The following is a 25,062-nucleotide window of genomic DNA, read 5'->3' on the forward strand; positions in this document are numbered from 1 at the left end:
GAGGAAGGCACGCATGTCTCTCGTTCTTGACCCCGCCGCCCAGGACCTGCTGTTCCGCGAGGCCCGCACCGCGAACACCTTCACCGACGAGCCGGTGACCGAGGAGCAGGTCCAGGCGATCTACGACCTGGTCAAGTACGGCCCCACCGCCTTCAACCAGACCCCGCTGCGCATCACCCTGGTCCGCTCCCCCGAGGCGCGTGAGCGTCTGGTGAAGCACATGGCCGAGGGCAACCAGCCGAAGACCGCCGCCGCCCCGCTGGTCGCGATCCTCTCCGCGGACAACGAGTTCCACGAGGAGCTGCCGACCCTCTTCCCGGCCTTCCCGCAGGCCAAGGACCTCTTCTTCGCCGAGCGCCCGGCCCGGGAGAGCGCCGCCGCGCTCAACGCCGCGCTCCAGGCCGCCTACTTCATCGTCGGCGTGCGCGCCGCGGGTCTGGCCGCCGGCCCGATGACCGGGTTCGACTTCGAGGGCGTCCGCAAGGAGTTCCTGGACGAGGACCACACCCCGCTGATGGTCGTCAACATCGGCAAGCCGGGCCCCGACGCCTGGTACCCGCGCTCGCCGCGCCTGGCCTACGAGGACGTCGTCACGACCGTCTGAGCCACCACGGCACAACGAGAACACGGCACACGAGAAGAGGCCCCCAGCACCGCCGGGGGCCTCTTCTCGTGTGTGCGCGTGCGCCGGTTCTCGTGTGTTGGCGTGCGCCGGCGGGCGGGTCACCCGGTCTTCAGCGCCGCCGCCATCTTCGTCAGCTCGGCGAAGGACGCGGTGCCGGCCACCACCGTGGTGGAGCCGGGCGTCTTCTCCAGGACGAGCGCGTCGTAGCGGCCGCCGGTGTAGCGGGTCCAGGTGCGGCCGGCGATCTCCTCGGTCCGCTGGGTCGCCGAGGCGCCCTGGCTGGCGTCGTCGATGAACCCGGCGCGCTTCTGCGTGGACTGCTCGACCTGGACGTACTGCCCGTCCGGGGTCTGGAAGCCCAGGTGCCAGCGGTCGCCGCTGTCCTCCTGGAAGCTTACGGAGGTCGCCTTCCAGGTACTCGGCAGGCCCTCGGGTGCCGCGACCGGGTAGCCCGCGGCCCGGCGGGCCGTGAGCAGCTCGACCCGGTAGTCGACCCGCTTGAGTTCCGGAGCGTGATCGTCGTGCGGGACACCGACGAACCAGATGCCGGCCGCCACGACGGCGATCAGGGCCAGGGAGAGAACCATGTCCCGGGCCGTCTTCTGCTTGCCTTTCGAACCTGCCACGCCCTCTATCGTCGCAGGTGCCCCAAGCGCTCATCCGTGGGGTCCCCTGCTCATTTTGTCTGCCTAACGATAGAGTCAGGGGCACTACCCTCATCCGGCCGTCGTCGTATCAGAAAGGTGCGCTCCGATGACCGAAAATCATCATCTGCCGTCCGAGCTTGACGTTCCCTCCGAGGCTCCCGACCGCAACCTCGCCCTGGAACTGGTCCGGGTGACCGAGGCCGCGGCGATGGCCGCGGGCCGCTGGGTGGGGCGCGGTGACAAGAACGGCGCCGACGGTGCCGCGGTGCGTGCCATGCGGACCCTCGTCTCCACCGTCTCGATGAACGGCGTCGTCGTCATCGGTGAGGGCGAGAAGGACGAGGCCCCGATGCTCTTCAACGGGGAGCACGTGGGCGACGGCACCGGCCCCGAGGTCGACATCGCCGTGGACCCGATCGACGGCACCACGCTGACCGCCAAGGGCATGCCGAACGCGATCGCCGTGCTGGCCGCCGCCGAGCGCGGCGCGATGTTCGACCCGTCCGCCGTGTTCTACATGGACAAGCTGGTCACCGGCCCCGAGGCCGCCGAGTTCGTCGACATCGACGCGCCCGTGGCCGTGAACATCAAGCGCATCGCCAAGGCCAAGCGGTCCGCGCCGGAAGACGTCACCGTCGTCATCCTCGACCGGCCGCGGCACGAGGGTCTGATCCGCGAGGTCCGGGAGGCCGGCGCGCGGATCAAGCTGATCTCCGACGGCGATGTCGCCGGCTCCATCTACGCGCTGCGCGAGGGCACCGGCGTCGATCTGCTGCTCGGCATCGGCGGTACCCCCGAGGGAATCATCTCGGCCTGCGCCGTGAAGTGCCTCGGCGGCACCATCCAGGGCAAGCTGTGGCCCAAGGACGACGAGGAGCGGCAGCGGGCCATCGACGCCGGGCACGACCTGGACCGGGTGCTGACCACCGACGACCTGGTGTCCGGCGAGAACGTCTTCTTCGTCGCGACCGGCATCACCGACGGTGAGCTGCTGCGGGGTGTGCGGTACCGGTCGGAGACCGCGCTGACCGAGTCGATCGTGATGCGGTCGAAGTCGGGGACGGTGCGCAGGATCGACTCCGAGCACCGGCTGCGGAAGCTGCGGGCCTACAGCGCGATCGACTTCGACCGGGCCAAGTAGCACCTGCCGGGACGTGCGGCGCCCCCTGTGCGGAGGGGGCGCTGATCTCGCCCGGCCGGGCGGCGGCTCTGCCTGCGGCTACGCGGCCGGGCTCATCCCGCTATGCGGTTGGTGGTCGCCCGCGCCGCCTTCTTCAGCTCCAGGTCCCGCCGGCGGCGCCTCGCCAGCACCACGCGGCGCTCCGCCGCCGTCAGGCCGCCCCAGACGCCGTAGGGCTCGGGCTGGAGGAGGGCGTGTTCGCGGCACTCGACCATGACCGGGCAGCGGGCGCAGACGCGTTTGGCCGCTTCCTCACGGGACAGCCGGGCCGCGGTCGGCTCCTTCGACGGGGCGAAGAACAGACCCGCCTCGTCGCGCCGGCACACCGCCTCGGTGTGCCACGGGGCGTCCTGGTCCCGGTCCCTGCCTCGATCCCTGTCCTGTGCCGGCATCCGCTGGGCCGGAACGGCAGCTACATGCAGGGACGAATGCGGCGGTTGCAGCACGGTCTACTCCTGACGACGGCTTCGCGGGCGAGACACGATGCAGCAAGGCCTACCCGCTGTGCGCGGGCCTATGCACAGCGTTCCCAAGCGCAGGCGCACGGCGGCTCGTTCGCGCCCCCCGGCACGGCGCCACCGGCGCAGCGCCCCCGGCGGTCCGGCCGTCCGCCCGGCGGGCGATACGCGGCCGTCAACGCCCCAGGTGCTTGCGCAGCTTCCGGTCGACCTTGTCCTGGACGCGCTCCAGCTTCCGGTCGACCTTGCCCTGCACCCGCTCCAGGATGTCCGCCACTCGTCTGCCGCGCTTGGCCCGCGCCTCCACATTGCCGAGTACGGCCCAGCCGTCGACGTAGACGACCGGCGCGTTAGCGTCGACCGAGTCCAGCGTGTCCACCTCGAAGTTGCCGAGGACGCCGCCGCCGGTGCCGCGCAGCGACACGTTCTCCGGCACCCGGATCTGGACGTCGCCGAAGACCGACACGGCCTTGATGACGACCTGCTGGTACTCGAAGATCGCCTCGCTGAGGTCGATCTCGACGCTGCCGAAGACCGAGTACGCGTGCAGCCGGCGCCCGGCGCGCCAGCGGCCGCGGCGGACGGCGCTGCTGAAGACCGCGACCACGCTGGCGTCGGCCTCGGCGGGCAGCGCGTCCGGGGCGGGCCGGGGCGCGGCCGCGGTGTAGGCGGAGGCGGCCGGCCGCTGGTGGGCGCCGGGCAGGTCCTGGAGGAAGACCTCCAGTTCACCCACGGTCTTGGCGCGCAGCACGCCGTCCACGCGCTCGGCGTGCTCGTCGGCGGTCAGGCGGCCCTCGGCGAGGGCCTCGCGGAGGATGTCGGCGACCCGGTCACGGTCGGCGTCCGAGGCGCGCAGCCCGCCGGGGCCCGGGGCACCCGGGGCACTCGGGGCGGCGGCGACCGTGTCGGCCGTGTCGGTCGCGTCGGGGGTTCGGGCGGGCTTCTGAAGGTCCACGGCAGCAGCGTACCGAAACGCGATAGATCGCGACTAGGGGCTGTGGAAAACCCCGGCGTGTCGAACTGAGCCTTACCTCACAGCTTTCGTGTCGGCGGCAGGTTCTAGGCTGGTGAGGCCCGCCAGCGTCGGCGGGCGGCCGTCCGTCAGAGTGAGGAATGGGCTGAGATGCCTGAGTTCGCGTACACCGACCTGCTCCCCCAGGGAGAGGACACCACCCCGTACCGGCTGGTGACGTCGGAGGGCGTCTCCACCGTCGAGGGCCCGGACGGGCGGACGTTCCTCAAGGTGGAGCCGGAGGCGCTGCGCACGCTGGCCGCCGAGGCCATCCACGACATCCAGCACTATCTGCGCCCCGCCCACCTCGCCCAGCTGCGCCGGATCATCGACGACCCGGAGGCGTCCGGCAACGACAAGTTCGTCGCGCTGGACCTGCTGAAGAACGCGAACATCGCGGCGGCCGGCGTGCTGCCCATGTGCCAGGACACCGGCACGGCGATCGTGATGGGCAAGCGCGGCCAGAACGTGCTCACGGCCGGCGAGGACGAGAAGCACCTCTCCCACGGCATCTACGACGCCTACACCAAGCTCAACCTGCGCTACTCGCAGATGGCTCCGCTCACCATGTGGGAGGAGAAGAACACCGGCTCCAACCTGCCGGCCCAGATCGAGCTGTACGCCACGGACGGCGGCGCCTACAAGTTCCTGTTCATGGCGAAGGGCGGCGGCTCCGCCAACAAGTCCTTCCTCTACCAGGAGACGAAGGCCGTCCTGAACGAGGCCTCCATGATGAAGTTCCTGGAGGAGAAGATCCGTTCGCTCGGTACGGCCGCCTGCCCGCCGTACCACCTGGCGATCGTCGTCGGCGGCACCAGCGCGGAGTACGCGCTGAAGACCGCGAAGTACGCCTCCGCGCACTACCTGGACGAGATCCCGGCGGAGGGCTCGGAGCTGGGCCACGGCTTCCGTGACAAGGACCTGGAGGAGAAGGTCTTCGAGCTGACCCAGAAGATCGGCATCGGCGCGCAGTTCGGCGGCAAGTACTTCTGCCACGACGTGCGGGTGATCCGGCTGCCGCGGCACGGCGCGTCCTGCCCGGTCGCCATCGCCGTCTCCTGCTCGGCCGACCGGCAGGCGGTCGCGAAGATCACCGCCGAGGGCGTCTTCCTGGAGCAGCTGGAGACCGACCCGGCGCGGTTCCTGCCGGAGACCACGGACGAGCACCTCGACGAGTCCTCGGACGTCGTCAAGATCGACCTCAACCAGCCGATGGACACGATCCTCGCGGAGCTGACCAAGTACCCGGTCAAGACCCGTCTGTCGCTGACCGGCCCGCTGGTCGTGGCCCGTGACATCGCGCACGCCAAGATCAAGGAGCGGCTGGACGCGGGCGAGGAGATGCCGCAGTACCTGAAGGACCACCCGGTGTACTACGCGGGCCCGGCGAAGACGCCCGACGGGTACGCCTCCGGTTCCTTCGGCCCGACGACGGCCGGCCGGATGGACTCCTACGTGGAGCAGTTCCAGGCGGCGGGCGGCTCCAAGGTGATGCTCGCGAAGGGCAACCGGTCCAAGCAGGTCACCGACGCGTGTGCCGCGCACGGCGGCTTCTACCTCGGCTCCATCGGCGGCCCCGCCGCCCGTCTCGCCCAGGACTGCATCAAGAAGGTGGAGGTCCTGGAGTACGAGGAGCTGGGCATGGAGGCCGTCTGGAAGATCGAGGTCGAGGACTTCCCGGCGTTCATCGTGGTGGACGACAAGGGCAACGACTTCTTCCAGGATCCCGCCCCCCAGCCGACGTTCACGTCGATTCCGGTTCGCGGGCCCGGGCTGGCGTAGTACCTCGGGCGCGGCGGGGGACGGATCTCGCCCCCGCCGCCCCTACCCGTCCCCTCCCCAGGGGCTGCCGCCCCTTCGACCCCGCTCCCAGGGGGCCCGGCCCCCTGGACCCCCGATCGGCCCCGAAAGGGCCTCGTCCTCAAACGCCGGACGGGCTGAGAGGCGGCGGGACGGGCGGTTGCCGGAGGCGCCGTCAGCCCCGGCGGTAGCCGGCCCACAGGGGGCCGCCGGCCAGGTCCAGAGCCTCCCGGACCGCCGCCGCGAAAGCGTCGGCCCCCTCCGCCGTACCGGCGACCGCCGCGGCCGCGGCCGCCGTCAGCCGGCCGTGCAGGCCGGGGTCGGCCATGGCCAGACGGCGGGAGAGCCACTTGCCGCCGCCCAGCCAGTGGCCCCCCGCGAGCAGCACCAGCTCGGCCACCAGATAGGTGCGCTCCAGCGGGTCGGTGCAGCCGCGGAGGTCGTCCAGGGTGTCGGTCAGCGCGTACCGCCGGTCCGCCAGCTCGGCGGGCGGGACGGGCGGCGGGCCCGCGGCGAGGCGTTCCCGGGCCTCGGTGCGCAGGGCCGCGCCGAGGCCGTCCGCGTCGGCCAGCAGCATGCCGTGCGCGCACATGTGCAGCAGCGGGGAGCTCCGCCCGGCCGTCTCCCGCTCCGCGAAGGCCCGCCAGTCGGCCTCCGTCTGGACGAACAGCTCCACCGGCCATCCCCGGTGCACCAGGCTCTCCCGGAAGGGCGCGGGCGGCCCCGCCAGCAGCACCACGATGTCCAGGTCCGAGGTGGGGGTACGGCGCTCGGTCAGCACGCTTCCGGCGAGGAACGCGGCGCGCGCGTCGGGGAAGCGGTCCCGCACCAGGTCCCGGGCGATCGTCACATGATCCATCGGCCCAGTGTGGCGGACCGCGGCCCGCAGCCAACCGGCCCAGCGCCCGGAACATACGCGTGCGTCCGATCGCTGTACCCGGCATGAGCGACTACCGCATCGAGCACGACTCCATGGGCGAGGTCAGGGTTCCGGCGCACGCGAAGTGGCGGGCGCAGACCCAGCGTGCCGTCGAGAACTTCCCCGTCTCGGGGCAGCGGCTGGAACGCGCCCACATCGAGGCGCTGGCCCGGATCAAGAGCGCCGCCGCCAAGGTGAACGCCGAGTTGGGAGTGGTGGACAAGGACATCGCCGAGGCGATCCAGGAGGCGGCCCGGGAGGTCGCCGAGGGCAGGTGGGACGAGCACTTCCCGGTGGACGTGTTCCAGACCGGCTCGGGGACCTCGTCCAACATGAACACCAACGAGGTCATCGCCACCCTGGCGAGCGAGCGGCTCGGCCGGGACGTGCACCCCAACGACCACGTCAACGCCTCGCAGTCGTCCAACGACGTCTTCCCGTCCAGCATCCACATCGCGGCCACCGCCGCCGTGACCCACGACCTGATCCCGGCCCTCGACCACCTCGCCGCCGCGCTGTCCCGCAAGGCCGACGAGTTCGCCGACGTCGTCAAGTCCGGGCGGACGCACCTGATGGACGCCACCCCGGTGACCCTGGGGCAGGAGTTCGGGGGGTACGCGGCCCAGGTGCGGTACGGCGTCGAGCGGCTGCGGGCGTCCCTTCCCCGGCTCGCCGAACTGCCGCTCGGCGGGACCGCGGTCGGGACCGGGATCAACACGCCGCCCGGGTTCTCGGCCGCCGTGATCGAGGAGGTCGCCCGGGTCACCGGGCTGCCGCTGACCGAGGCCCGCGACCACTTCGAGGCGCAGGGCGCCCGGGACGGGATCGTGGAGACCAGCGGACAGCTCAGGACCATCGCGGTGGGCCTGACGAAGATCGCCAACGATCTGCGGTGGATGTCGTCGGGGCCGCGGACCGGGCTCGCGGAGATCCGGCTGCCCGATCTCCAGCCGGGCTCGTCCATCATGCCGGGCAAGGTGAATCCGGTCGTACCGGAGGCGGTGCTGATGGTCGCCGCGCAGGTGATCGGCAACGACGCCACCATCGCGACCGCCGGTGCCGCCGGCAACTTCGAACTCAACGTCATGCTGCCGGTCATCGCCAAGAACGTGCTGGAGTCGGTCCGGCTGCTCGCCAACGTCTCGCGGCTGCTGGCCGACCGGACCGTCGACGGCATCACCGCCGACCGTGAACGCGCCCGGGAGTACGCCGAGTCGTCCCCGTCCGTCGTCACCCCGCTGAACAAGTACATCGGGTACGAGGAGGCCGCGAAGGTCGCCAAGAAGTCGCTCGCCGAGCGGAAGACGATCCGCGAGGTGGTGCTGGAGGGCGGATACGTCGAGCGGGGCGATCTGACGGCGCAGCAGCTGGACGAGGCGCTGGACGTGCTGCGGATGACCCGCCCGTGACGGTCCGGTGACCGGGCACGTCCCCGGCGGCGAACGTTTCCGGCCACCGCCGGGGACCGTGACCCGCACCGCAGCGGCACGGTCCCGGGGCACCTAATATCTGTCCATGACGGACGACGGAGCGATGACACAGATGGCAGCCGGACCCGTGACCTACTGGGCCCCGGGGACACCGATCCTGTGGCGGTACCGGGAGAACTCCGGTGCGCACTTCCACATCGCACGGCCCGTCACCGTCGTCCGCGACGACGCCGAGCTGCTCGCCGTCTGGATGGCCCCCGGCACCGAGTGCGTCAAGCCGGTGCTGGCCGACGGCACCCCGGTCCACCAGGAGCCGCTGGAGTCCCGCTACACCAAGCCCCGCGCGGTGCAGCGGGGCCGCTGGTTCGGCACCGGTGTGCTGAAGCTGGCCCAGCCCGGCCGGCCCTGGTCGGTGTGGCTGTTCTGGGAGGCGGGCTGGCAGTTCAAGAACTGGTACGTCAACCTCGAGGAGCCGCTGGCCCGTTGGGCGGGCGGGGTGGACTCCGAGGACCACTTCCTGGACATCACGGTCGATCCGGACCGCAGCTGGCAGTGGCGCGACGAGGACGAGTTCGCCCAGGCCCAGCGGGACGGGCTGATGGACGCGGTGACCGCCGAGCGGGTCCGGGCGGCCGGGCGGGAGGCGATCGGGGTGATCGAGGCGTGGGGGGCGCCGTTCTCCGACGGCTGGCAGCACTGGCGCCCGGACCCCTCCTGGGCGGTACCGTCACTCCCCGAGGACTGGGACCGCACCCCCGCGCACGTGTCCTCATGAGACCCTTGATGCGCCCCCGGGCAAGAAACGTAGGATCGTCCTCCGCAAGGGCGTACAACAGCAGCAACTACCGGACCAAGCACCGGGCCTGACCGATCGTCACCGAGGGGCGTCAGCACGTGAACGAGGGGTACCAGGGCACCATCACCGGCCGCGCGGGCCCCGCCGGTGGCACGGCGACAACCGCTCAGCACGCGGAAATTCCGTTCCTGGGGCACGTATTGCGGGTATCGGGACTTCTGCGGGACCAACTGCGCGCCCGGCGCGCAGCCCCGGACGGATGGATGCGACACGCGTGACGGAGCAGCCCACCTCCTTCGAGCGCCCTCAGGGCGCCGACCCCGCGGAGGCCCGCGGGGCGCTCTTGCGTACCCCGACCCAGCTCGGCATGCCCGCCTTACCGGTCCAGGCCCGGTCCGACGGGACGCCCTCCGGCCCCGGGACGGCCACGTCCCGCGGCCCGGGTGACCAGGGGAAGGAGCCCGCAGTCAACGGTCCAGAGCACTCCCAGCCGGCCACCGCCGAACCCGGCGCGCACCGCCCGCGTCCCGCGGCGGAGGGGATTCCGCCGCAGCCCGGTGCCGAGCAGGACCGGACACCGGGCGCCGCGGAGCGCCGTACCGGGCGGGGACTGCCGCCGGGGCGGCCGATGCCGATGCGGCGCGACGGCGACCGGCTCCGGTTCGTCGGCGCGGCCACCCGGCGGATCGCCCGCGGCCTCGACCTGGACGAGATCGTGATGGGCCTGTGCCGGGCCACGGTACCGACCTTCTCGGACGCGATCCTGGTCTATCTGCGCGATCCGCTGCCGGTCGGCGACGAGCGGCCCACCGGTCCGGTGATGCTGCGGCTGCGCCGCACCGACCGGATCCCGGAGGAGCGGGACACCGACGGTGTGCTGCTGCCGCCGGCCTTCGAGCCGGAACCGGATCCCTCCCCGCTGGCCGATCTGTCGGCGCTGACCACCGAGCTGTGCGAGGTGCTGCCCGGCGGTGCGCTGAACGAGGTGCTGCGCGGGGTGCGCCCGGTGTTCGCCGACGCGCCCGCCGCCCGGGCCGCGCTGCCCGAGCTGCTCGGCGAGGACGGCGAGGCGCTGGTGCCCTCCGGGCAGCACGCGATCCTCGCGCCGCTGCGCGGCCGGCGCCGGGTGATCGGCGCGGCGCTGTTCCTGCGCCGCCCGGAGCGGCTCGCCTTCGAGGCGGACGACCTGCTGGTGGCCGCGCAGCTGGCCACGCACAGCGCGCTCGGCATCGACAAGGCGGTGCTGTACGGCCGGGAGGCCTACATCGCCGACGAGTTGCAGCGCACCATGCTGCCCGAGACGCTGCCCCGGCCGACCGGTGTGCGGCTCGCCTCCCGGTACCTGCCGGCCGCCGAGACGGCCCGGGTGGGCGGCGACTGGTACGACGCGATCCCGCTGCCCGGCAGCCGGGTGGCGCTGGTCGTCGGGGACGTCATGGGGCACTCGATGACCTCGGCGGCGATCATGGGGCAGCTGCGCACGACCGCGCAGACCCTGGCCGGGCTGGACCTGCCGCCGCAGGAGGTGCTGCACCACCTGGACGAGCAGGCGCAGCGGCTGGGCACCGACCGCATGGCGACCTGCCTGTACGCGGTCTACGACCCGGTGACGCACCGCATCACCATCGCCAACGCCGGCCATCCGCCGCCCGTGCTGCTGCATCTGGGCGGGCGGGCCGAGGTGCTGCGGGTGCCGCCGGGCGCGCCGATCGGCGTGGGCGGGGTGGACTTCGAGGCGGTGGAGCTGGACGCGCCCGCCGGGGCCACGCTGCTGCTGTACACCGACGGGCTGGTGGAGTCCCGGCTGCGGGACGTGTGGACCGGCATAGAGCAGCTGCGGGAACGGCTGGCCGCGACCGCCCAGTTGACCGGCCCGGACCATCCGCCGCCGCTGGAGGCGCTGTGTGACGAGGTCCTCGACATGCTCGGCCCGGGCGACCGGGACGACGACATCGCGCTGCTCGCGGCCCGCTTCGACGGGATCGCGCCGAGCGATGTGGCGTACTGGACGCTGGCGCCGGAGGACTCGGCGCCGGGCCAGGCCCGCCGGCTGGCCCGGCGTGCGCTCGCCCGCTGGGACCTGGAGGAGCTGACGGACTCGGTGGAGCTGCTGGTCAGCGAGGTCGTGACGAACGCCGTACGGTACGCGTCCCGGCCGGTGACGCTGCGGCTGCTGCGCACGGACGTGCTGCGCTGCGAGGTCGGCGACGATGTGCCGCAGTTGCCGCGGCTGCGGCAGGCGCGGGCCACGGACGAGGGCGGGCGCGGCCTGTACCTGGTGAACCGGCTGGCCCGGCGCTGGGGTGCGACCCGGCTGAGCGTGGGCAAGGTGGTCTGGTTCGAGCTGAACCGGAGCTGAGGGCCGTACGCACGCGAAGGGCGCCCGGTGTGCACCGGGCGCCCTCCGTGTGTCCGCTTCCCTGCCGGGCCTACTGGTTGGCCGGGTCCAGCGGGTCCTCCGGGGTGATCGGATCCGTCGGCTCCTGGCTGGTCGGCGTCTGGGTCGGCGGGGTCTGGGTGGGCGTCCGGGACGGCGGCGCGCTGGTCGGCGTCTGCGTCGGGGTCCGGGACGGCGGCGCGGACGACGTCGGTGCCTTGCTGGTGGGCGTCTGCGAGGGCGTCCGGGTCGGGGTGTGGCTGACCGTCGGCGGCGGGGTCGGGGCGACGGCGGCGCCCTGGGTGGTGTCCAGCTCGAATGTGGCCGCGTGGGTCACGCCGAAGGTGTACTGGGCCCAGATCTGCGCCGGGTAGGTGCCGCCGTTGACGCGGCCCGAGCCGGGCAGTTGTCCGGTCGCGCCCGTCAGGGAGACATGGCGGCCGGTGCCCTTCTCCTCGCCGAACAGGCCGACCGAGGTGACCAGGTCGGGCGTGTAGCCGGTGAACCAGGCGGACTTGTCCTCGTCGGAGGTGCCGGTCTTGCCGGCCACCTGCTGACCGGCGCGCAGCGGGTTGTCGGCCACGTGCTCCTTCGCCGTGCCGTCGTCGACCACGCCGGTGAGCACCGAGGTGACGGTGTCGGCGGCGCTCCGGCTGAGCACCGAGGCGCCGAGCGAGTCCGGCTTGACGGTACGGCCGTTCAGCTCGGCCGACTTGATGATCGACGGGGTGACCCGGTCGCCGTGGTTGGCGAAGGTGGCGTAGATGCCGGCCATCTCCAGCGGGCTCGCGCCCATGGAGCCCAGGGTCTGGGCGGGGACGGCCTGCATGCCCTTGGTGTCCATGCCGAGCTGCTTGGCGGTGTCCATCACCCGGGTCATCCCGACGTCCACGCCCATCTGCGCGAAGACCGAGTTGACCGAGTTGTTCATCGCCTGCTGGACGGTGATGGGCCCGTAGTCGACGTCGTCCTCGTTGGGCGGTGCGAACCCGGCCTTGCTGCCGTGGTCCACGACCGGGCGGCCGCTGGTGCCGTCGTAGACGGTGTCGGCGCTGATCGGGGTGCCGTCCTGGGTGGTGGCGCCGTTCTGGAGCGCGGCGGCGAGGATGACGGGCTTGAACGTCGAGGCCGGCTGGTAGTCCCGCCGGGTGGCGTTGTCGATGTAGTGCTTGTAGTAGTCCTGGCCGCCGTACAGCGCGACGATCTGGCCGTTACGGGGGTTGACCGAGACGGCTCCGGCCTGGACGTTGCGGTCGACCTTGCGCTGCTTGGGCTCGAGCTTGCCGGTCAGCTGGGTCTTGACGGCCTGTTCCAGCGCGGCCTGCTTCTTGCGGTCGACGCTGAGCGTGATGGTCCAGCCCTTGCGTTCGACCGCGGTCTCGGCCTGGGCCTGGGTCAGGCCGTCGGTCTGCATGAGCCGCTGTTCGAGCTGCTGGTTGGCGAGTTCGACCAGATAGCCCTTCTGCCCGTCGAGGCCCGGGGCGCCCTTGGGGGCCTTGGGCTTGGGGAAGTGCATGGCCTGCCGCGCGGCGGGGTCCAGCCAGTGCTGCTTGACCATGTTGTCGAGGACGTAGTTCCAGCGCTCCTTGACCAGCCGCTTGCCGGTGTCGCTCGCGACGGCCCAGTCGTACTGGCTGGGCGCCTGGAGCAGGGCGGCGAGATAGGCGCCCTGCTGGACACTGAGCTTCTTGGCGTCGATGTGGTAGTACGCCTGGGCCGCGGCCTGGATGCCGTAGGCGCCACGGCCGTAGTAGCTGGTGTTGATGTAGCCGGCGAGGATCTGGTCCTTGGTCTTCTCGCGGTCCACCTTCAACGAGATGACCAGTTCCCTCAGCTTGCGGGTGACGGTCTGGTCCTGGTTGAGGTAGTAGTTCTTGACGTACTGCTGGGTGATCGTCGAGCCGCCCTGCTTGCCCTTGCCGGTCAGCGTGTTGAGCATGGCGCGGGCGGTGCCCTTGAAGTCGATGCCGACGTCGTTGTAGAAGCTCTTGTTCTCGGCGGCCACGAAGGTCAGCTGGACCTTGCGGGGCACCTTCGACAGGTCGACGATCTCGCGGTTGGTCTTGCCGTCGCGGGCCAGCACCGTGCCGTCGCTGAACTTGTAGACGTTGCTCTGCTGCTGTGCGGCCGCGTTCGCCTGGGGGATGTCGACGGACAGGTAGAGCGCGATGAAGCCGCCGATCAGCAGCAGGCACAGCCCGAAGAAGGTGCCGAGGACCTTCTTCCAGGTGAACAGCCGGCGTATGAGCGGCCTGCGGCCGGTCTCGGGCCCGGAGCGGCGCGGCTGGGGCGCCGCGCGGCGGCCACCGCGCTGCCGCGCTCGTCTCTCTTCCGCTCGTCCCATGAGTCCCTACGCTCGCTTCCGTCTCTGGATGGTCAGCTCCGAAAGCTAACACCCGTCTCTATGACAAAGGGCGTCCGATCCGCCCTTTTACGGACGTGACAATCAGCACCCGCCCCAACGGAACCGACGGCTGTGACGGTTGCAGGGTTGCTTGACAGAGAAAAGTGATATCACTTAGCTAGTCACACACCAGGCGCCCCGACGGGCGCCGTCGAGCACGACCAGGAACGGGGGACACGACCATGTCCACGCACACCACCGCCGACGTACCCGAGATGCCCGCCCCGCGGGTGCGGGAGTTCTCCGCGCACAGCATCGGCGGCGGGCTCGCCCTGCTGCTCGGCCTGCTGGGGCTCGGCGGCACCGCGGCGCTGCTGGCCGCCGCCGCGAACGTCTCCGCGGCGGGCCCCAAGGCGGGGCTGATCATCGCCGGGATCGTCGTCTTCCTCGCCGCGGTCATCTCGCTGCGCGGCCTGAACACGGTCGCGCCCGGCGAGGCCCGGGTGGTGCAGCTCTTCGGCCGCTACCGGGGCACCATCCGGCAGGACGGCCTGCGCTGGGTGAACCCCTTCACCTCGCGGACCCGGATCTCCACCCGGGTGCGCAACCACGAGACCGCCGTACTGAAGGTCAACGACGCCTACGGCAACCCGATCGAGCTGGCCGCGGTCGTGGTCTGGAAGGTGCAGGACACCGCCCAGGCCGTGTTCGAGGTGGACGACTTCGCCGAGTTCGTCGCCACGCAGACCGAGACGGCCGTACGGCACATCGCGATCGAGTACCCCTACGACGCGCACGACGCGGACGGCCTCTCGCTGCGCGGCAACGCCGAGGAGATCACCGAGAAGCTGGCCGTGGAGCTCCAGGTCCGGGTGGAGGCGGCCGGTGTGCAGATCGTCGAGTCGCGCTTCACGCATCTCGCGTACGCTCCGGAGATCGCCTCCGCGATGCTCCAGCGGCAGCAGGCGGGCGCGGTCGTGGCGGCCCGCCGGGAGATCGTGGACGGCGCGGTCGGCATGGTGGAGGCGGCGCTCGCCCGGATCTCCGAGGCGGACATCGTGGAGCTGGACGAGGAGCGGAAGGCGGCAATGGTGTCGAACCTGATGGTGGTGCTGTGCGGGGACCGCGCCCCGCAGCCGGTCCTCAACACCGGGACGCTCTACCAGTGACCGACCCGGCCGAGGGCGCGGCCCCGCGGCGCCGGCCTCAGCAGCGCAAACAGGTGCTGCTGAGGCTCGACCCGGCGGTGTACGACGCGCTCGCCCGGTGGGCCGGGGACGAGCTGCGGTCCGCCAACGCGCAGATCGAGTTCCTGCTGCGCAAGGCGCTGGCGGAGGCGGGGCGACTGCCGAAGGACACCGGGCCGCTGCCCCGCCGCGGACGGCCGCCCGGCAGCTCCTGACCGGCCGACAACCCGGGTGACCTGCGACTTCGCGGGTATACCCGGGTTCTATACATACCGCGTATACACGGTGTGTAGAGTGCTCCGCATGTCCATCGGTCACACCCTTCTGGGTCTCCTGGAGTCCGGCCCTCGGCACGGCTACGACCTCAAGCGGACCTTCGACGAGAAGTTCGGTCAGGACCGGCCGCTGCACTACGGCCAGGTCTACTCGACGATGTCCCGGCTGCTCAAGCACGGCCTCGTGCAGGTCGACGGGGTCGAGGCCGGCGAGGGCCCCGAGCGCAAGCGGTACGCCATCACCGACGCGGGCATCACCGACGTCGAGCGCTGGCTCGGCACGCCGGAGAAGCCCGAGGAGTACCTCCAGTCGACCCTCTACACCAAGGTCGTCCTCGCCCTGCTCACCCACCGCGACGCAGGTGTCGTCCTCGACACCCAGCGCGCCGAGCATCTGCGCAGCATGCGGATCCTCACCGACCGCAAGCGCAAGGGCGACCTCGCCGACCAGCTGATCTGCGACCACGCCCTGTTCCACCTGGAGGCGGACCTGCGCTGGCTGGAGCTGACCGCGGCCCGGCTGGACCGGCTGCGCGAGGCGGTGGCCCGGTGAACGCTCCCGCAGGCTCCCTGCTCGTCGCCGACGACCTGCGCAAGAGCTACGGCCCGACCGTCGCGCTCGACGGCGCCGAGTTCTCCATCCACCCCGGCGAGGTCGTCGCCGTGATGGGCCCGTCCGGCTCGGGCAAGTCGACGCTGCTGCACTGCCTCGCCGGCATCGTGCCGCCGGACTCCGGGTCGATCCGCTACAACGGCCGCGAACTGGCCGGGATGGGCGACGCCGAGCGCAGCGCGCTGCGCCGCTCCGAGTTCGGGTTCGTCTTCCAGTTCGGCCAGCTGGTGCCCGAGCTGACCTGTGTGGAGAACGTGGCGTTGCCGCTGCGGCTGAACGGCGCCTCGCGCAAGGCCGCCGAGAGGACGGCGCTGGGCTGGCTGGAACGCCTGGAGGTGGACGATCTCGCGGGCAAGCGGCCCGGCGAGGTCTCCGGCGGCCAGGGACAGCGGGTCGCGGTGGCGCGCGCCCTGGTCACCAGCCCCCGGGTGGTGTTCGCCGACGAGCCGACCGGCGCGCTCGACTCGCTCAACGGCGAGCGCGTGATGGAGCTGCTGACCGACGCGGCCCGCTCCACCAACGCGGCCGTCGTGCTGGTCACGCACGAGGCCCGGGTGGCCGCCTACTCCGACCGGGAGATCGTCGTACGGGACGGGAAGTCGCGGGACATGGAGCGCACCGTATGAGCATCCGGCAGTGGAGCCGCGATCTGGGCATGGGGGTCAGGTTCGCGTTCACCGGCGGGCGCGAGGGCTGGGTCCGGGTGCTGCTGACGGCGGTCGGGGTCGGACTCGGCGTGGCGCTGCTGCTGCTGACGACCGCGATCCCGAACGCGCTGGCGGTACGGGACCAGCGCGGCCAGGCCCGCCAGGACCACACCTACGGCCCCTACCGGCCGAAGGCGTCGGACACCCTGGTGATCTCCGACGCCGACAGCAGCTTCCGCGGCAGTGACCTGCGCGGCCGGCTGGTGCAGCCCGAGGGGCCGCGGGCACCCCTTCCCCCGGGGCTGACCCGATATCCCGCGCCGGGCGAGATGATCGTCTCCCCCGCGCTGCGCGACCTCCTCGGCTCGGCGGACGGCAGGCTGCTGCGCGAGCGGCTGCCGTACCGGATCGTCGGCACGATCGCCGAGCCCGGGCTCATCGGCTCGCACGATCTCGCCTACTACGCCGGGGCGAAGAACCTGGACCGGCAGCTCGACGGGTGGCGGACGGCCCGGATCACGCACTTCGGGCCGGAGGAGCAGACCCAGTCCGACCCGACGGACCCGGTCCTGCTGCTGCTCGTGCTGGTCGCCTTCGTGGTGCTGCTGACGCCGGTCGCCGTGTTCATCGCCACGGCCGTACGGTTCGGCGGCGAGCGGCGCGACCGCAGACTGGCCGCGCTGCGGCTGGTCGGCGCCGACGGCCGGATGACCCGGCGGATCGCGGCGGGCGAGGCGCTCGCCGGCTCCCTGGTCGGACTGGTCTTCGGCACCGCGTTCTTCCTGCTCGGGCGGCAGGTCGCGGGCTCCGTCGAGATCGTGGGCATCAGCGTGTTCCCCAGCTATCTCAACCCCTCCCCGGCGCTGGCCGCCCTCGTCGCCCTCGCCGTTCCGGCGGCGGCGGTGCTGGTGACGCTGTTCGCGCTGCGCGGGGTGGTCATCGAACCGCTCGGCGTGGTCCGTACGGCCCGGCCGGCGCGCCGCCGGCTGTGGTGGCGGCTGCTGCTGCCACTGGCCGGACTGGCGTGTCTGGCCCCGCTGATCGGAGACATCCGCGGCAACAGCGACTTCAACCGGTATCTGGTGGTCGCCGGCATCCTGCTGCTGCTCCTCGGTGTCACCGCCCTGCTGCCGTGGGCCGTCGAGGCGGCCGTGGCCCGGCTCGGACGGGGTGGTGTCGCCTGGCAACTGGCCGTACGACGGCTCCAGTTGAACAGCGGATCCGCGGCCCGCATGGTGAACGGCATCGCGGTCGCGGTCGCCGGGGCGATCGCGCTCCAGATGCTGTTCGCGGGCATCCAGGACGACTTCACCAAGTCCACCGGACGGGACACCGACCAGGCCCAGATGCAGGTCAACCTCTCCCGCGGCGTTCCCTTCCTCCCGGCCACCGCGCGGTTCGCCCGGACCGAGGGCGTACGGAAGGCCACCGCACTGGGCAGCACCGAGCTGGGCGACGGAACCTGGAGTTCCGAGCAGGGGCCGCAGCACACCGTCGGTCTCACCGTCGGCACCTGCACCGCGCTGCGCACGGTGGCCGAGCTGCCCTCCTGCCGCGACGGCGACGTCTTCGCCGTGACCGGCGGCGACCGGGACGCCGATGTGGCGAAGCTCGCCCGGCCCGGCCGCACCCTGCACCTGAACCCGGGCAGCGGGCGGCCCCACCTCCCCGACACGACGTGGACGGTACCGGCCGGGCTGAAGAAGGGCCGCGCGCTCAAGGGCCCGGACGGGCTCGCGGAGAGCGAGGTGCTGGTCACCCCGGGCGCGATGTCGGCGCGGATGAGCCGCACGCTGGTCGGCGCGGTGTACCTCAAGCTCGACGAGAAGCGGCCGGACGTGCACGAGTACGTCCGCAACACCGCGGCGCGGATCGATCCGCTGGCGGACGCGATGGTGCTGGCGGCCACCGAGCGGTCGGCGCAGTTCTCCTCGATCCGCACCGGTACCTTCGCGGGCGCCGTCTGTGTGCTGGCGCTGATCGGGGTGAGTCTGCTGGTCTCCCAGCTGGAGCAGCTGCGCGAGCGCCGGAAGCTGCTGTCGTCGCTGGCCGCCTTCGGCACCCGCAAGCGCACCCTGGGCATGTCGGTGCTGTGGCAGACGGCGATCCCCATCGCCCTGGGCCTGCTCCTCGCCGCGGCGGCCGGACTGACGCTGGGCGCGGTCCTGCTGCGCATGGTCGGCGCGACGGTGTCCGTGGACTGGCCGGGCGTGCTGTCGATGACCGGCGCGGGGGCGGGGGTGATCCTCACGGTCACCCTGCTGAGCCTGCCGCCGCTGCTGCGGCTGATGCGGCCGGAGGGCCTGCGCACCGAGTAACCGGGCGCTTCGCCGGCCGTCAGGCCACCACCCGCACCGGCAGGGCCCGCATCGCCTCCCGCAGTGCCGCCGCCAGCTCCTCGTACTCCGCGGAGCGCGCCGCGCCGGCCCGCATGGCGAGCGCGACCCGGCGGCTCGGCGCCGGGTCGGCGAAGTACCCGGTGAGCAGCTGGCTGCTGCGGGTGGTCTCCAGCTTCAGAGCGGTGCGCGGCAGCAGCGTGCAGCCCAGCCCGCCCGCCACCAGCTGCACCAGCGTGGAGAGGCCGGCGGCCGTCGTGGTCACCGGGGCGTCCGCGCGGCCGGCCTCCCGGCAGATGTCGAGGGCCTGGTCGCGCAGGCAGTGCCCCTCGTCCAGGAGGAGCAGCTTCAGCTCCTTCAGCGCCTCGCGCGGAATGCCCTCGCGCCCGCCGAGCCAGTGGTCGAGCGGGGTGAGCAGGACGAAGTCCTCGTCGTACAGGGGGAGTTCGACCACGCCGGGCATACCGAGCGGGACGGCGAGCAGCAGCAGGTCGAGCCGGCCGGAGTGCAGGCCGTCGATCAGGCTGGCGGTCTGCTCCTCGTGCACCTGGAGGTCGAGCTGCGGATAGCGCTCGTGGACCAGCCGCAGCACGGTGGGCAGCAGGTACGGCGCCACCGTGGGGATCACCCCGAGGCGCAGGGCGCCGGTGAAGGGGGCCCGGACCGCCTCGGCCTCCTCCAGCAGCGCGCCGACCGCGTCCAGCACCGCCTTCGCCCGGACGGCCAGCCGCTCCCCCGCGGGCGAGAGCAGCACCTTGCGGGTCGTACGCTCGAGGAGGGTCACCCCGAGGGCCTCCTCCAGCGCGGAGACCGCGCCGGACAGGGCGGGCTGGCTCATCCCGATGGCGGCCGCCGCGTCCCGGAAGTGCAGGTGCTCCGCGACGGCGGCGAAGGCACGCAGCTGTGCGAGGCTCGGCTGCCTCCGCTTTCCGTTACCCATGGTCACTGATAACTACCTCCGATCAACATGACCGAGTGTAGCTATTTCACTAATCAATGCACCCTGTGCCACCATCGACGACGTCCAACCCAAGGGGGCAAGACCCTCACAAAGGGTGTCCCTAGCTGCAAGGAGAGCGCGTGCTCACTGTCGGTGACAAGTTCCCCGAGTTCGAACTGACCGCCTGCGTCTCGCTGGAGAAGGGCAAGGAGTTCGAGCAGATCCACCACAAGTCCTACGAGGGCAAGTGGCTGGTCGTGTTCGCATGGCCGAAGGACTTCACCTTCGTCTGCCCGACCGAGATCGCCGCGTTCGGGAAGCTGAACGACGAGTTCGCCGACCGCGACGCCCAGATCCTCGGCTTCTCCGGTGACTCCGAGTTCGTCCACCACGCCTGGCGCAAGGACCACCCGGACCTGACCGACCTGCCGTTCCCGATGATGGCCGACTCCAAGCACGAGCTGATGCGCGACCTCGGCATCGAGGGCGAGGACGGCTTCGCGCAGCGCGCCGTCTTCATCGTCGACCCGAACCGCGAGATCCAGTTCACCATGGTCACCGCCGGTTCCGTGGGCCGTAACCCCAAGGAGGTCCTGCGGGTCCTGGACGCCCTCCAGACGGACGAGCTGTGCCCGTGCAACTGGACCAAGGGCGAGAACACGCTGGACCCGGTCGCGCTGCTGGCCGGTGAGTGACCCATGTCGCTCGACTCCCTGAAGTCCCGCGTCCCGGACTACGCCAAGGACCTCAAGCTCAACCTGGGCTCGGTCATCGGCAACTCCGACCTCCCCGCGCAGCAGCTGTGGGGCACCGTGCTGGCGACCGCCATCGCCTCCCGGTCCCCGATCGTGCTGCGTGAGCTGGAGCCGGAGGCGAAGGCGAACCTGACGCCGGAGGCGTACACGGCCGCCAAGTCGGCCGCCGCCATCATGGCGATGAACAACGTCTTCTACCGGACGCGCCACCTGCTGTCCGACCACGAGTACGGCACCCTGCGCGCCGGTCTGCGGATGAACGTCATCGGCAACCCGGGCGTGGAGAAGGTCGACTTCGAGCTGTGGTCGTTCGCGGTGTCCGCGATCAACGGCTGCGGCATGTGCCTGGACTCGCACGAGCAGGTGCTGCGCAAGGCCGGTGTGGAGCGCGACGTGGTCCAGGAGGCGTTCAAGATCGCCTCCGTGGTCCAGGCCGTCTCCGTCACGCTGGAGGCCGAGGCGGTCATCGCCGAGTAGGCAGACGTCCGTCCGAGGACCCCGCTCACCCTTCCTGGGGGGCGGGGTCCTCTGCGTTCTCCGGCGCCGGACGGACCTGGCCCGCCTGAGCGGCGGCGTACGTCCGCAGATACCCCACCACCGTGTTCGTCACCGCCACCAGCGGTACGGCCACCACCGCGCCGCCGATGCCGGCCACCATGCCGCCGGCCGCCACGGTCAGCACGACCGCCAGCGGATGGACGCGGACCGCGCGGCCGAGGATGAACGGCTGGAGCACATGCCCCTCGATCTGCTGGACCGCGAGGACGACGACCAGGGTCATCACGGCCGCGAACACACCCTGGGTCACCAGTGCCACGATCACCGCCAGCGCTCCGGAGGCGACCGCGCCGACCAGCGGGATGAAGGAGAACAGGAAGATGAACACGGCCAGCGGGACGGCCATCGGCACATTGAGGAAGTAGATGCCGATGCCGATGAAGATGGCGTCGATGAGCGCGACCAGGACCGTGCCGCGTACGTAGGCGGTCAGCGTGCGCCAGGCGCGCGGGCCGGCACCGGCCACGCCCGGACGGGCGGCGGAGGGCACCAGCTTCAGGAACCACTGCCAGATCCGCTTGCCGTCGTAGAGCAGGAAGAGCGTCGAGAAGAACACCAGCAGGATGCTCGTCAGGCCCTCGACAATGACCTGAACGCCCTCCAGCCCGGCGGAGGTTATCTGGTCGGCGTTGGCGCCGATCGCCTCACGGAGGTTCTGGGCGATCTTGTTGATCTGCTTGTCGGTGACGTGGAAGGGGCTCTTCAGGAGCCAGTTGCGCAGGTCGTCGATGCCGGACTGGATCTGGGTGGAGAGGGTGTCGATGTTCTCCATCACCTGCCAGCTCACGAACCAGCCCATCAGGCCGATGACCGCGAAGCCGGAGATGGCGGTGAGCGCGGTCGCCGGTCCTCGGGGCACCCCCCAGCGGGTGAGCCGGGCGACCGTCGGCTGGAGCAGCGCGGTGATCAGCAGGGCGATGACGAACGCGAACACCACCAGCTGGATGGCGCTGATGACCCGCATCAGCACCCACACGGTGCCGGCGAGGACGAGCAGCCGCCAGCCGGCCTCCGCCGCGACCCGGACCCCCCAGGGCACGGCCTCGGCGGGATCGGGGCGCGGACCGGCCGACGGCGCGGGCGCCACCGGCCGGGCGGGGCGATCGGTGTCGGTGGCCTGTCCGGGCACGGCGGCGGCGGGTTTGACGGACCCGGTGGGTTCGTCGTCCGCCTCGCGCTCCTGCTCCACCTCGGCGCGCAGCTCCTCCAGGCGCTCGCTCATCTCGCTGAGCCCGGCACCGAGTCGGCCGAGCCACCCTGGCACTCGCGACATGATCCGTCCTCTTCCCCCGCGCCCCGCGCGCTCGCCACCACTCCCCCCTGGAGTCGTCGGTTACGACCGTACAGGGCGAAAGCCCCTGCCCCGAGGACGGGGAGGGGCTGCGCGAGGCCGTGCGAGTACCGGGTGGCCTAGTACCAGTGGTTGGCCGCCCAGAAGGACCAGGCCTGGCAGGGGCTGCCGTAGCGGCTGTTCATGTAGTTGAGGCCCCACTTGATCTGGGTGGCCGGGTTGGTCTGCCAGTCGGCACCGGCGGAGGCGTACTTGCCCGCGGGCAGCGCCTGGAAGAGGCCGTAGGCACCCGAGGAGGCGTTCACGGCGTGGTAGTTCCAGCTGGACTCGTGGTCCACGATGTTGCTGAAGCACTGGAACTGGTCGCCGGCCACCATCTGGCGCGCCATCGCCTGGATCTGCGCGACGGTGTAGTTGGACTGGACCGGGAAGCTGGAGGAGTCGCGGACGTCGTCGCGGCTCGCCGCCGCGGCCTTCGTCTCGGCGCGCTCCTTGGCCTCCTTGGCAGCCTTCTCCGCGGCCGCCTTCTTCGCGATCGCGGTGTCGGCGGCTGCCTTGCGGGCCGCCGCCTCGGCGTCCTTCTTGGCGCTCGCGTCGGCCGCGATGGCCTGGGCGTCGGCCTGGTGCGTCAGGGACGCCGACTGGACCTGCGCCTGCTGACCTGCGGGTATGTCGGCGAGGAGCGTGGCATCGGCTGCCGTCGCCTCGGCGTCGTTGTTGTTCTGCGCGACGCTGCCCGAGGCAACTCCGACGACGCTTCCGACGGCGGTGACCGCGGTGGCCGAGGCCACTGCGAGTCCCCGGACCGAAATCCGGCTCACACGGGTTCCTTCCAGCATCGCCCGCTTCGGTGACCCTGGCGGACGCAATCGTGCCCCTGACACTGGCCTCCCAACTTCTGGGTCACGGGAGGCGCGGGCCCGGTGGGCAACTCCCCTGGAGGGAGCGCCGCGTGGTGCGCGGGCGGCATACGACGGGTCTATGGAGTTGGTGATGCTTCTGAGGTGCCGTACCGCTGGGGGTACGGCTGTGTCGTATGCGGGGCCTGACAGGACTGAGACTCTGCCGTAACCGGACGCCGGGTGGCAATTCTGTGTTGCGTGTGAAAGCTCACATCCCGTTTGGCCCTGGGGATTTCCGGAAACCTCCGCACGCCAAGGCGCCGCCCGGCTAGGCTCTTCGCCTTTGCCGGACGGCGCCAACAGGCCGTACCGCTATGTCAGATGACGTCCATCCATGTCAGATGTGTCCGTCCTCCAGCATTTCGGTGACAAGCGCGGCGATCTGGGACCTTTCGGACCGGGTCAGGGTGACATGCGCGAAGAGGGGATGCCCCTTCAGCTTCTCCACGACGGCCACCACACCGTCGTAGCGGCCGACGCGCAGATTGTCCCGCTGTGCCACGTCATGGGTGAGAACCACCCGGGAGTTGGCGCCGATCCGGGACAACACGGTCAGCAGGACGTTCTTCTCCAGGGACTGCGCCTCGTCCACGATCACGAACGCGTCGTGCAGGGAGCGGCCGCGGATGTGGGTCAGCGGCAGCACCTCCAGCATCCCGCGCGCGGTGACCTCCTCGATGACCTCGCGGCTGGTGACGGCCGACAGCGTGTCGAAGACGGCCTGCGCCCACGGGCTCATCTTCTCCGCCTCGGTGCCGGGCAGATAGCCCAACTCCTGCCCGCCGACCGCGTACAGCGGCCGGAACACCATCACCTTCTGGTGCTGACGGCGCTCCAGGACTGCCTCCAGCCCGGCGCACAGCGCCAGCGCCGACTTGCCGGTGCCGGCCCGCCCGCCCATCGACACGATCCCGATGTCCGGGTCGAGCAGCAGGTCGAGCGCGATGCGCTGCTCGGCGCTGCGGCCCTTGATGCCGAACGCCTCCCGGTCGCCGCGCACCAGCCGGACGTTGCCCTCGGCGGAGACCCGGCCGAGCGCCTTGCCCCGCTCGGAGTGGATGGTCAGACCGGTGTGCACGGGCATCTCTGCGGCCTCCGGGACGTACAGATGGCCTTCCTCGAAGAGGATGTCCACCTGCTCGGCCGGGAGGGTGAGTTCGCTCATCCCGGTCCAGCCGGAGTTCTCCGTGATGGCGAGCTCGGCGCGGTACTCCTCGGCGAGGAGACCGACCGAGGACGCCTTGATCCGCAGGGGCAGGTCCTTCGATACGACGGTGACGTCGAACCCCTCCGCCTGGAGGTTGCGGGCCACCGCGAGGATGCGGGAGTCGTTGTCCCCCAGGCGGTAGCCGGTGGGCAGCACGCTGGGGTCCGAGTGATTGAGCTCGACACGGATCGTGCCGCCGAGGTCCCCGATCGGGATGGGGGCGTCGAGACGGCCGTGCCGGACCCGGTAGTCGTCGAGCAGGCGCAGGGCCTGCCGGGCGAAGTAGCCGAGTTCCGGATGGTGCCGCTTGGCCTCCAGCTCCGTGACCACCACGATGGGGAGCACGACCTCGTGCTCCTCGAAGCGGCTCAGGGCGTTCGGATCGGCCAGCAGGACGCTGGTGTCGAGAACATAGGTGCGCCGGTCGGGCTTGTGGCGCTTTGTGCTGGTCACCACGGAAGGACGTACCCCCTCGGATGAGGTCGGGGAGCGACGAAGTGGAGCTGGACCGGTGTCTGGCCCCCGCGTACGGCGGGCCGTGGACCGGCCCTCCGCGGCTCTTTCCGTGCCGTGACCGGACGGTCGGGCTGGTGCAAAGGGCCTCCCGGGCGGGACGGCCCCGTGCCGCCCGCTGAGAACCGACGCCCGTGGTTCGGGTGTCGACCTGCTTGGCTTATGCCCTCGAACTGTCGCCGCCATGCAAAAGCGGCCAACAGCGCGCTGGTGAACTCCTTGTTACGCGTGCGCGAATCGGGGTATACGG

Annotated in this window: 22 protein-coding genes; 13 read left to right on the top strand and 9 right to left on the bottom strand. The window is 71.4% G+C overall.

Annotated features, from left to right (window positions below; genetic code table 11):
• Window positions 1-13 precede the first annotated feature (13 nt).
• Complete coding sequence (locus tag ACZ5CZ_RS17040; RefSeq protein WP_385840248.1) at window positions 14-604, top strand: malonic semialdehyde reductase; 591 nt, start codon at window positions 14-16, stop codon at window positions 602-604.
• A gap of 119 nt (window positions 605-723) precedes the next feature.
• Here the strand turns inward: ACZ5CZ_RS17040 and ACZ5CZ_RS17045 are convergent, their stop codons facing one another.
• On the bottom strand, window positions 724-1,251 hold the full coding sequence (locus tag ACZ5CZ_RS17045; RefSeq protein WP_468943421.1) for a DUF4245 domain-containing protein: 528 nt from the start codon (window positions 1,249-1,251) through the stop codon (window positions 724-726).
• 127 nt (window positions 1,252-1,378) lie between these two features.
• On the opposite strand from ACZ5CZ_RS17045, the gene glpX reads away from it, so the two are divergent.
• A complete protein-coding gene (gene glpX, locus ACZ5CZ_RS17050; RefSeq protein ID WP_385840250.1) occupies window positions 1,379-2,413 on the top strand; it encodes a class II fructose-bisphosphatase in 1,035 nt (344 codons plus the stop codon).
• Between the two features lie 92 nt (window positions 2,414-2,505).
• Here the strand turns inward: glpX and ACZ5CZ_RS17055 are convergent, their stop codons facing one another.
• On the bottom strand, window positions 2,506-2,898 hold the full coding sequence (locus tag ACZ5CZ_RS17055; protein ID WP_385840251.1) for a WhiB family transcriptional regulator: 393 nt from the start codon (window positions 2,896-2,898) through the stop codon (window positions 2,506-2,508).
• A gap of 187 nt (window positions 2,899-3,085) precedes the next feature.
• Window positions 3,086-3,865 (bottom strand): DUF1707 SHOCT-like domain-containing protein, encoded by a 780-nt coding sequence (locus ACZ5CZ_RS17060; RefSeq protein ID WP_385840253.1) that lies wholly within the window; start codon window positions 3,863-3,865, stop codon window positions 3,086-3,088.
• Window positions 3,866-4,033: 168 nt separating this feature from the next.
• Between ACZ5CZ_RS17060 and ACZ5CZ_RS17065 the strand changes: the two genes are divergently transcribed.
• Complete coding sequence (locus ACZ5CZ_RS17065) at window positions 4,034-5,704, top strand: fumarate hydratase (RefSeq protein ID WP_468943424.1); 1,671 nt, start codon at window positions 4,034-4,036, stop codon at window positions 5,702-5,704.
• 193 nt (window positions 5,705-5,897) lie between these two features.
• Here the strand turns inward: ACZ5CZ_RS17065 and ACZ5CZ_RS17070 are convergent, their stop codons facing one another.
• A complete protein-coding gene (locus ACZ5CZ_RS17070; RefSeq protein WP_468943427.1) occupies window positions 5,898-6,581 on the bottom strand; it encodes a nucleotidyltransferase domain-containing protein in 684 nt (227 codons plus the stop codon).
• An 83-nt stretch (window positions 6,582-6,664) separates the two neighbouring features.
• Here ACZ5CZ_RS17070 and ACZ5CZ_RS17075 point away from each other — a divergent pair, with 83 nt between their 5' ends.
• The 3 genes from ACZ5CZ_RS17075 to ACZ5CZ_RS17085 all read left to right on the top strand — a co-directional run bounded on the left by ACZ5CZ_RS17075 (window position 6,665) and on the right by ACZ5CZ_RS17085 (window position 11,226).
• On the top strand, window positions 6,665-8,050 hold the full coding sequence (locus ACZ5CZ_RS17075) for a class II fumarate hydratase (protein ID WP_468943430.1): 1,386 nt from the start codon (window positions 6,665-6,667) through the stop codon (window positions 8,048-8,050).
• A 106-nt stretch (window positions 8,051-8,156) separates the two neighbouring features.
• Window positions 8,157-8,846: a cytidylyl-2-hydroxypropylphosphonate hydrolase gene (gene fomD, locus ACZ5CZ_RS17080; protein ID WP_385840257.1), complete on the top strand. Its 690-nt coding sequence runs from the start codon at window positions 8,157-8,159 to the stop codon at window positions 8,844-8,846.
• Between the two features lie 295 nt (window positions 8,847-9,141).
• The gene (locus tag ACZ5CZ_RS17085) at window positions 9,142-11,226 is read left to right on the top strand and encodes a SpoIIE family protein phosphatase (RefSeq protein ID WP_385840258.1); all 2,085 of its coding nucleotides are present in this window, start codon (window positions 9,142-9,144) and stop codon (window positions 11,224-11,226) included.
• A 70-nt stretch (window positions 11,227-11,296) separates the two neighbouring features.
• Here ACZ5CZ_RS17085 and ACZ5CZ_RS17090 read toward each other — a convergent pair whose 3' ends face one another.
• Complete coding sequence (locus ACZ5CZ_RS17090) at window positions 11,297-13,588, bottom strand: transglycosylase domain-containing protein (RefSeq protein WP_385840259.1); 2,292 nt, start codon at window positions 13,586-13,588, stop codon at window positions 11,297-11,299.
• A 242-nt stretch (window positions 13,589-13,830) separates the two neighbouring features.
• Between ACZ5CZ_RS17090 and ACZ5CZ_RS17095 the strand changes: the two genes are divergently transcribed.
• The 5 genes from ACZ5CZ_RS17095 (at window position 13,831) to ACZ5CZ_RS17115 (ending at window position 18,628) form a co-directional block, all read left to right on the top strand.
• Window positions 13,831-14,757 (top strand): SPFH domain-containing protein, encoded by a 927-nt coding sequence (locus ACZ5CZ_RS17095; RefSeq protein WP_468943434.1) that lies wholly within the window; start codon window positions 13,831-13,833, stop codon window positions 14,755-14,757.
• The gene (locus tag ACZ5CZ_RS17100; RefSeq protein WP_385840262.1) at window positions 14,703-14,990 is read left to right on the top strand and encodes a type II toxin-antitoxin system antitoxin; all 288 of its coding nucleotides are present in this window, start codon (window positions 14,703-14,705) and stop codon (window positions 14,988-14,990) included. Before ACZ5CZ_RS17095 ends, ACZ5CZ_RS17100 begins: the two co-directional genes overlap by 55 nt.
• Before the next feature lie 88 nt (window positions 14,991-15,078).
• On the top strand, window positions 15,079-15,603 hold the full coding sequence (locus ACZ5CZ_RS17105) for a PadR family transcriptional regulator (protein WP_468943436.1): 525 nt from the start codon (window positions 15,079-15,081) through the stop codon (window positions 15,601-15,603).
• On the top strand, window positions 15,600-16,289 hold the full coding sequence (locus ACZ5CZ_RS17110; RefSeq protein WP_385840265.1) for an ABC transporter ATP-binding protein: 690 nt from the start codon (window positions 15,600-15,602) through the stop codon (window positions 16,287-16,289). Before ACZ5CZ_RS17105 ends, ACZ5CZ_RS17110 begins: the two co-directional genes overlap by 4 nt.
• Window positions 16,286-18,628, top strand: coding sequence for an FtsX-like permease family protein (locus ACZ5CZ_RS17115; RefSeq protein WP_468943440.1), 2,343 nt, complete (start codon window positions 16,286-16,288; stop codon window positions 18,626-18,628). Before ACZ5CZ_RS17110 ends, ACZ5CZ_RS17115 begins: the two co-directional genes overlap by 4 nt.
• Before the next feature lie 19 nt (window positions 18,629-18,647).
• Here ACZ5CZ_RS17115 and ACZ5CZ_RS17120 read toward each other — a convergent pair whose 3' ends face one another.
• The gene (locus tag ACZ5CZ_RS17120) at window positions 18,648-19,586 is read right to left on the bottom strand and encodes a LysR substrate-binding domain-containing protein (protein ID WP_468943443.1); all 939 of its coding nucleotides are present in this window, start codon (window positions 19,584-19,586) and stop codon (window positions 18,648-18,650) included.
• 140 nt (window positions 19,587-19,726) lie between these two features.
• Between ACZ5CZ_RS17120 and ACZ5CZ_RS17125 the strand changes: the two genes are divergently transcribed.
• Both ACZ5CZ_RS17125 and ACZ5CZ_RS17130 read left to right on the top strand, forming a co-directional pair.
• Window positions 19,727-20,281 (top strand): peroxiredoxin, encoded by a 555-nt coding sequence (locus ACZ5CZ_RS17125; protein WP_067047469.1) that lies wholly within the window; start codon window positions 19,727-19,729, stop codon window positions 20,279-20,281.
• Window positions 20,282-20,284: 3 nt separating this feature from the next.
• A complete protein-coding gene (locus tag ACZ5CZ_RS17130; protein WP_468943446.1) occupies window positions 20,285-20,818 on the top strand; it encodes an alkyl hydroperoxide reductase in 534 nt (177 codons plus the stop codon).
• Between the two features lie 25 nt (window positions 20,819-20,843).
• Here ACZ5CZ_RS17130 and ACZ5CZ_RS17135 read toward each other — a convergent pair whose 3' ends face one another.
• The 3 genes from ACZ5CZ_RS17135 to ACZ5CZ_RS17145 all read right to left on the bottom strand — a co-directional run bounded on the left by ACZ5CZ_RS17135 (window position 20,844) and on the right by ACZ5CZ_RS17145 (window position 24,755).
• Window positions 20,844-22,172 (bottom strand): AI-2E family transporter, encoded by a 1,329-nt coding sequence (locus ACZ5CZ_RS17135; protein ID WP_385840271.1) that lies wholly within the window; start codon window positions 22,170-22,172, stop codon window positions 20,844-20,846.
• Window positions 22,173-22,309: 137 nt separating this feature from the next.
• Window positions 22,310-23,011, bottom strand: coding sequence for an aggregation-promoting factor C-terminal-like domain-containing protein (locus tag ACZ5CZ_RS17140; RefSeq protein WP_385840272.1), 702 nt, complete (start codon window positions 23,009-23,011; stop codon window positions 22,310-22,312).
• Between the two features lie 418 nt (window positions 23,012-23,429).
• Entirely contained in the window at window positions 23,430-24,755 is a 1,326-nt protein-coding gene (locus tag ACZ5CZ_RS17145; RefSeq protein ID WP_385840273.1) for a PhoH family protein, read from the bottom strand.
• Between the last annotated feature and the right edge of the window lie 307 nt (window positions 24,756-25,062).

This window comes from Streptomyces sp. NPDC031418, from assembly GCF_055581605.1.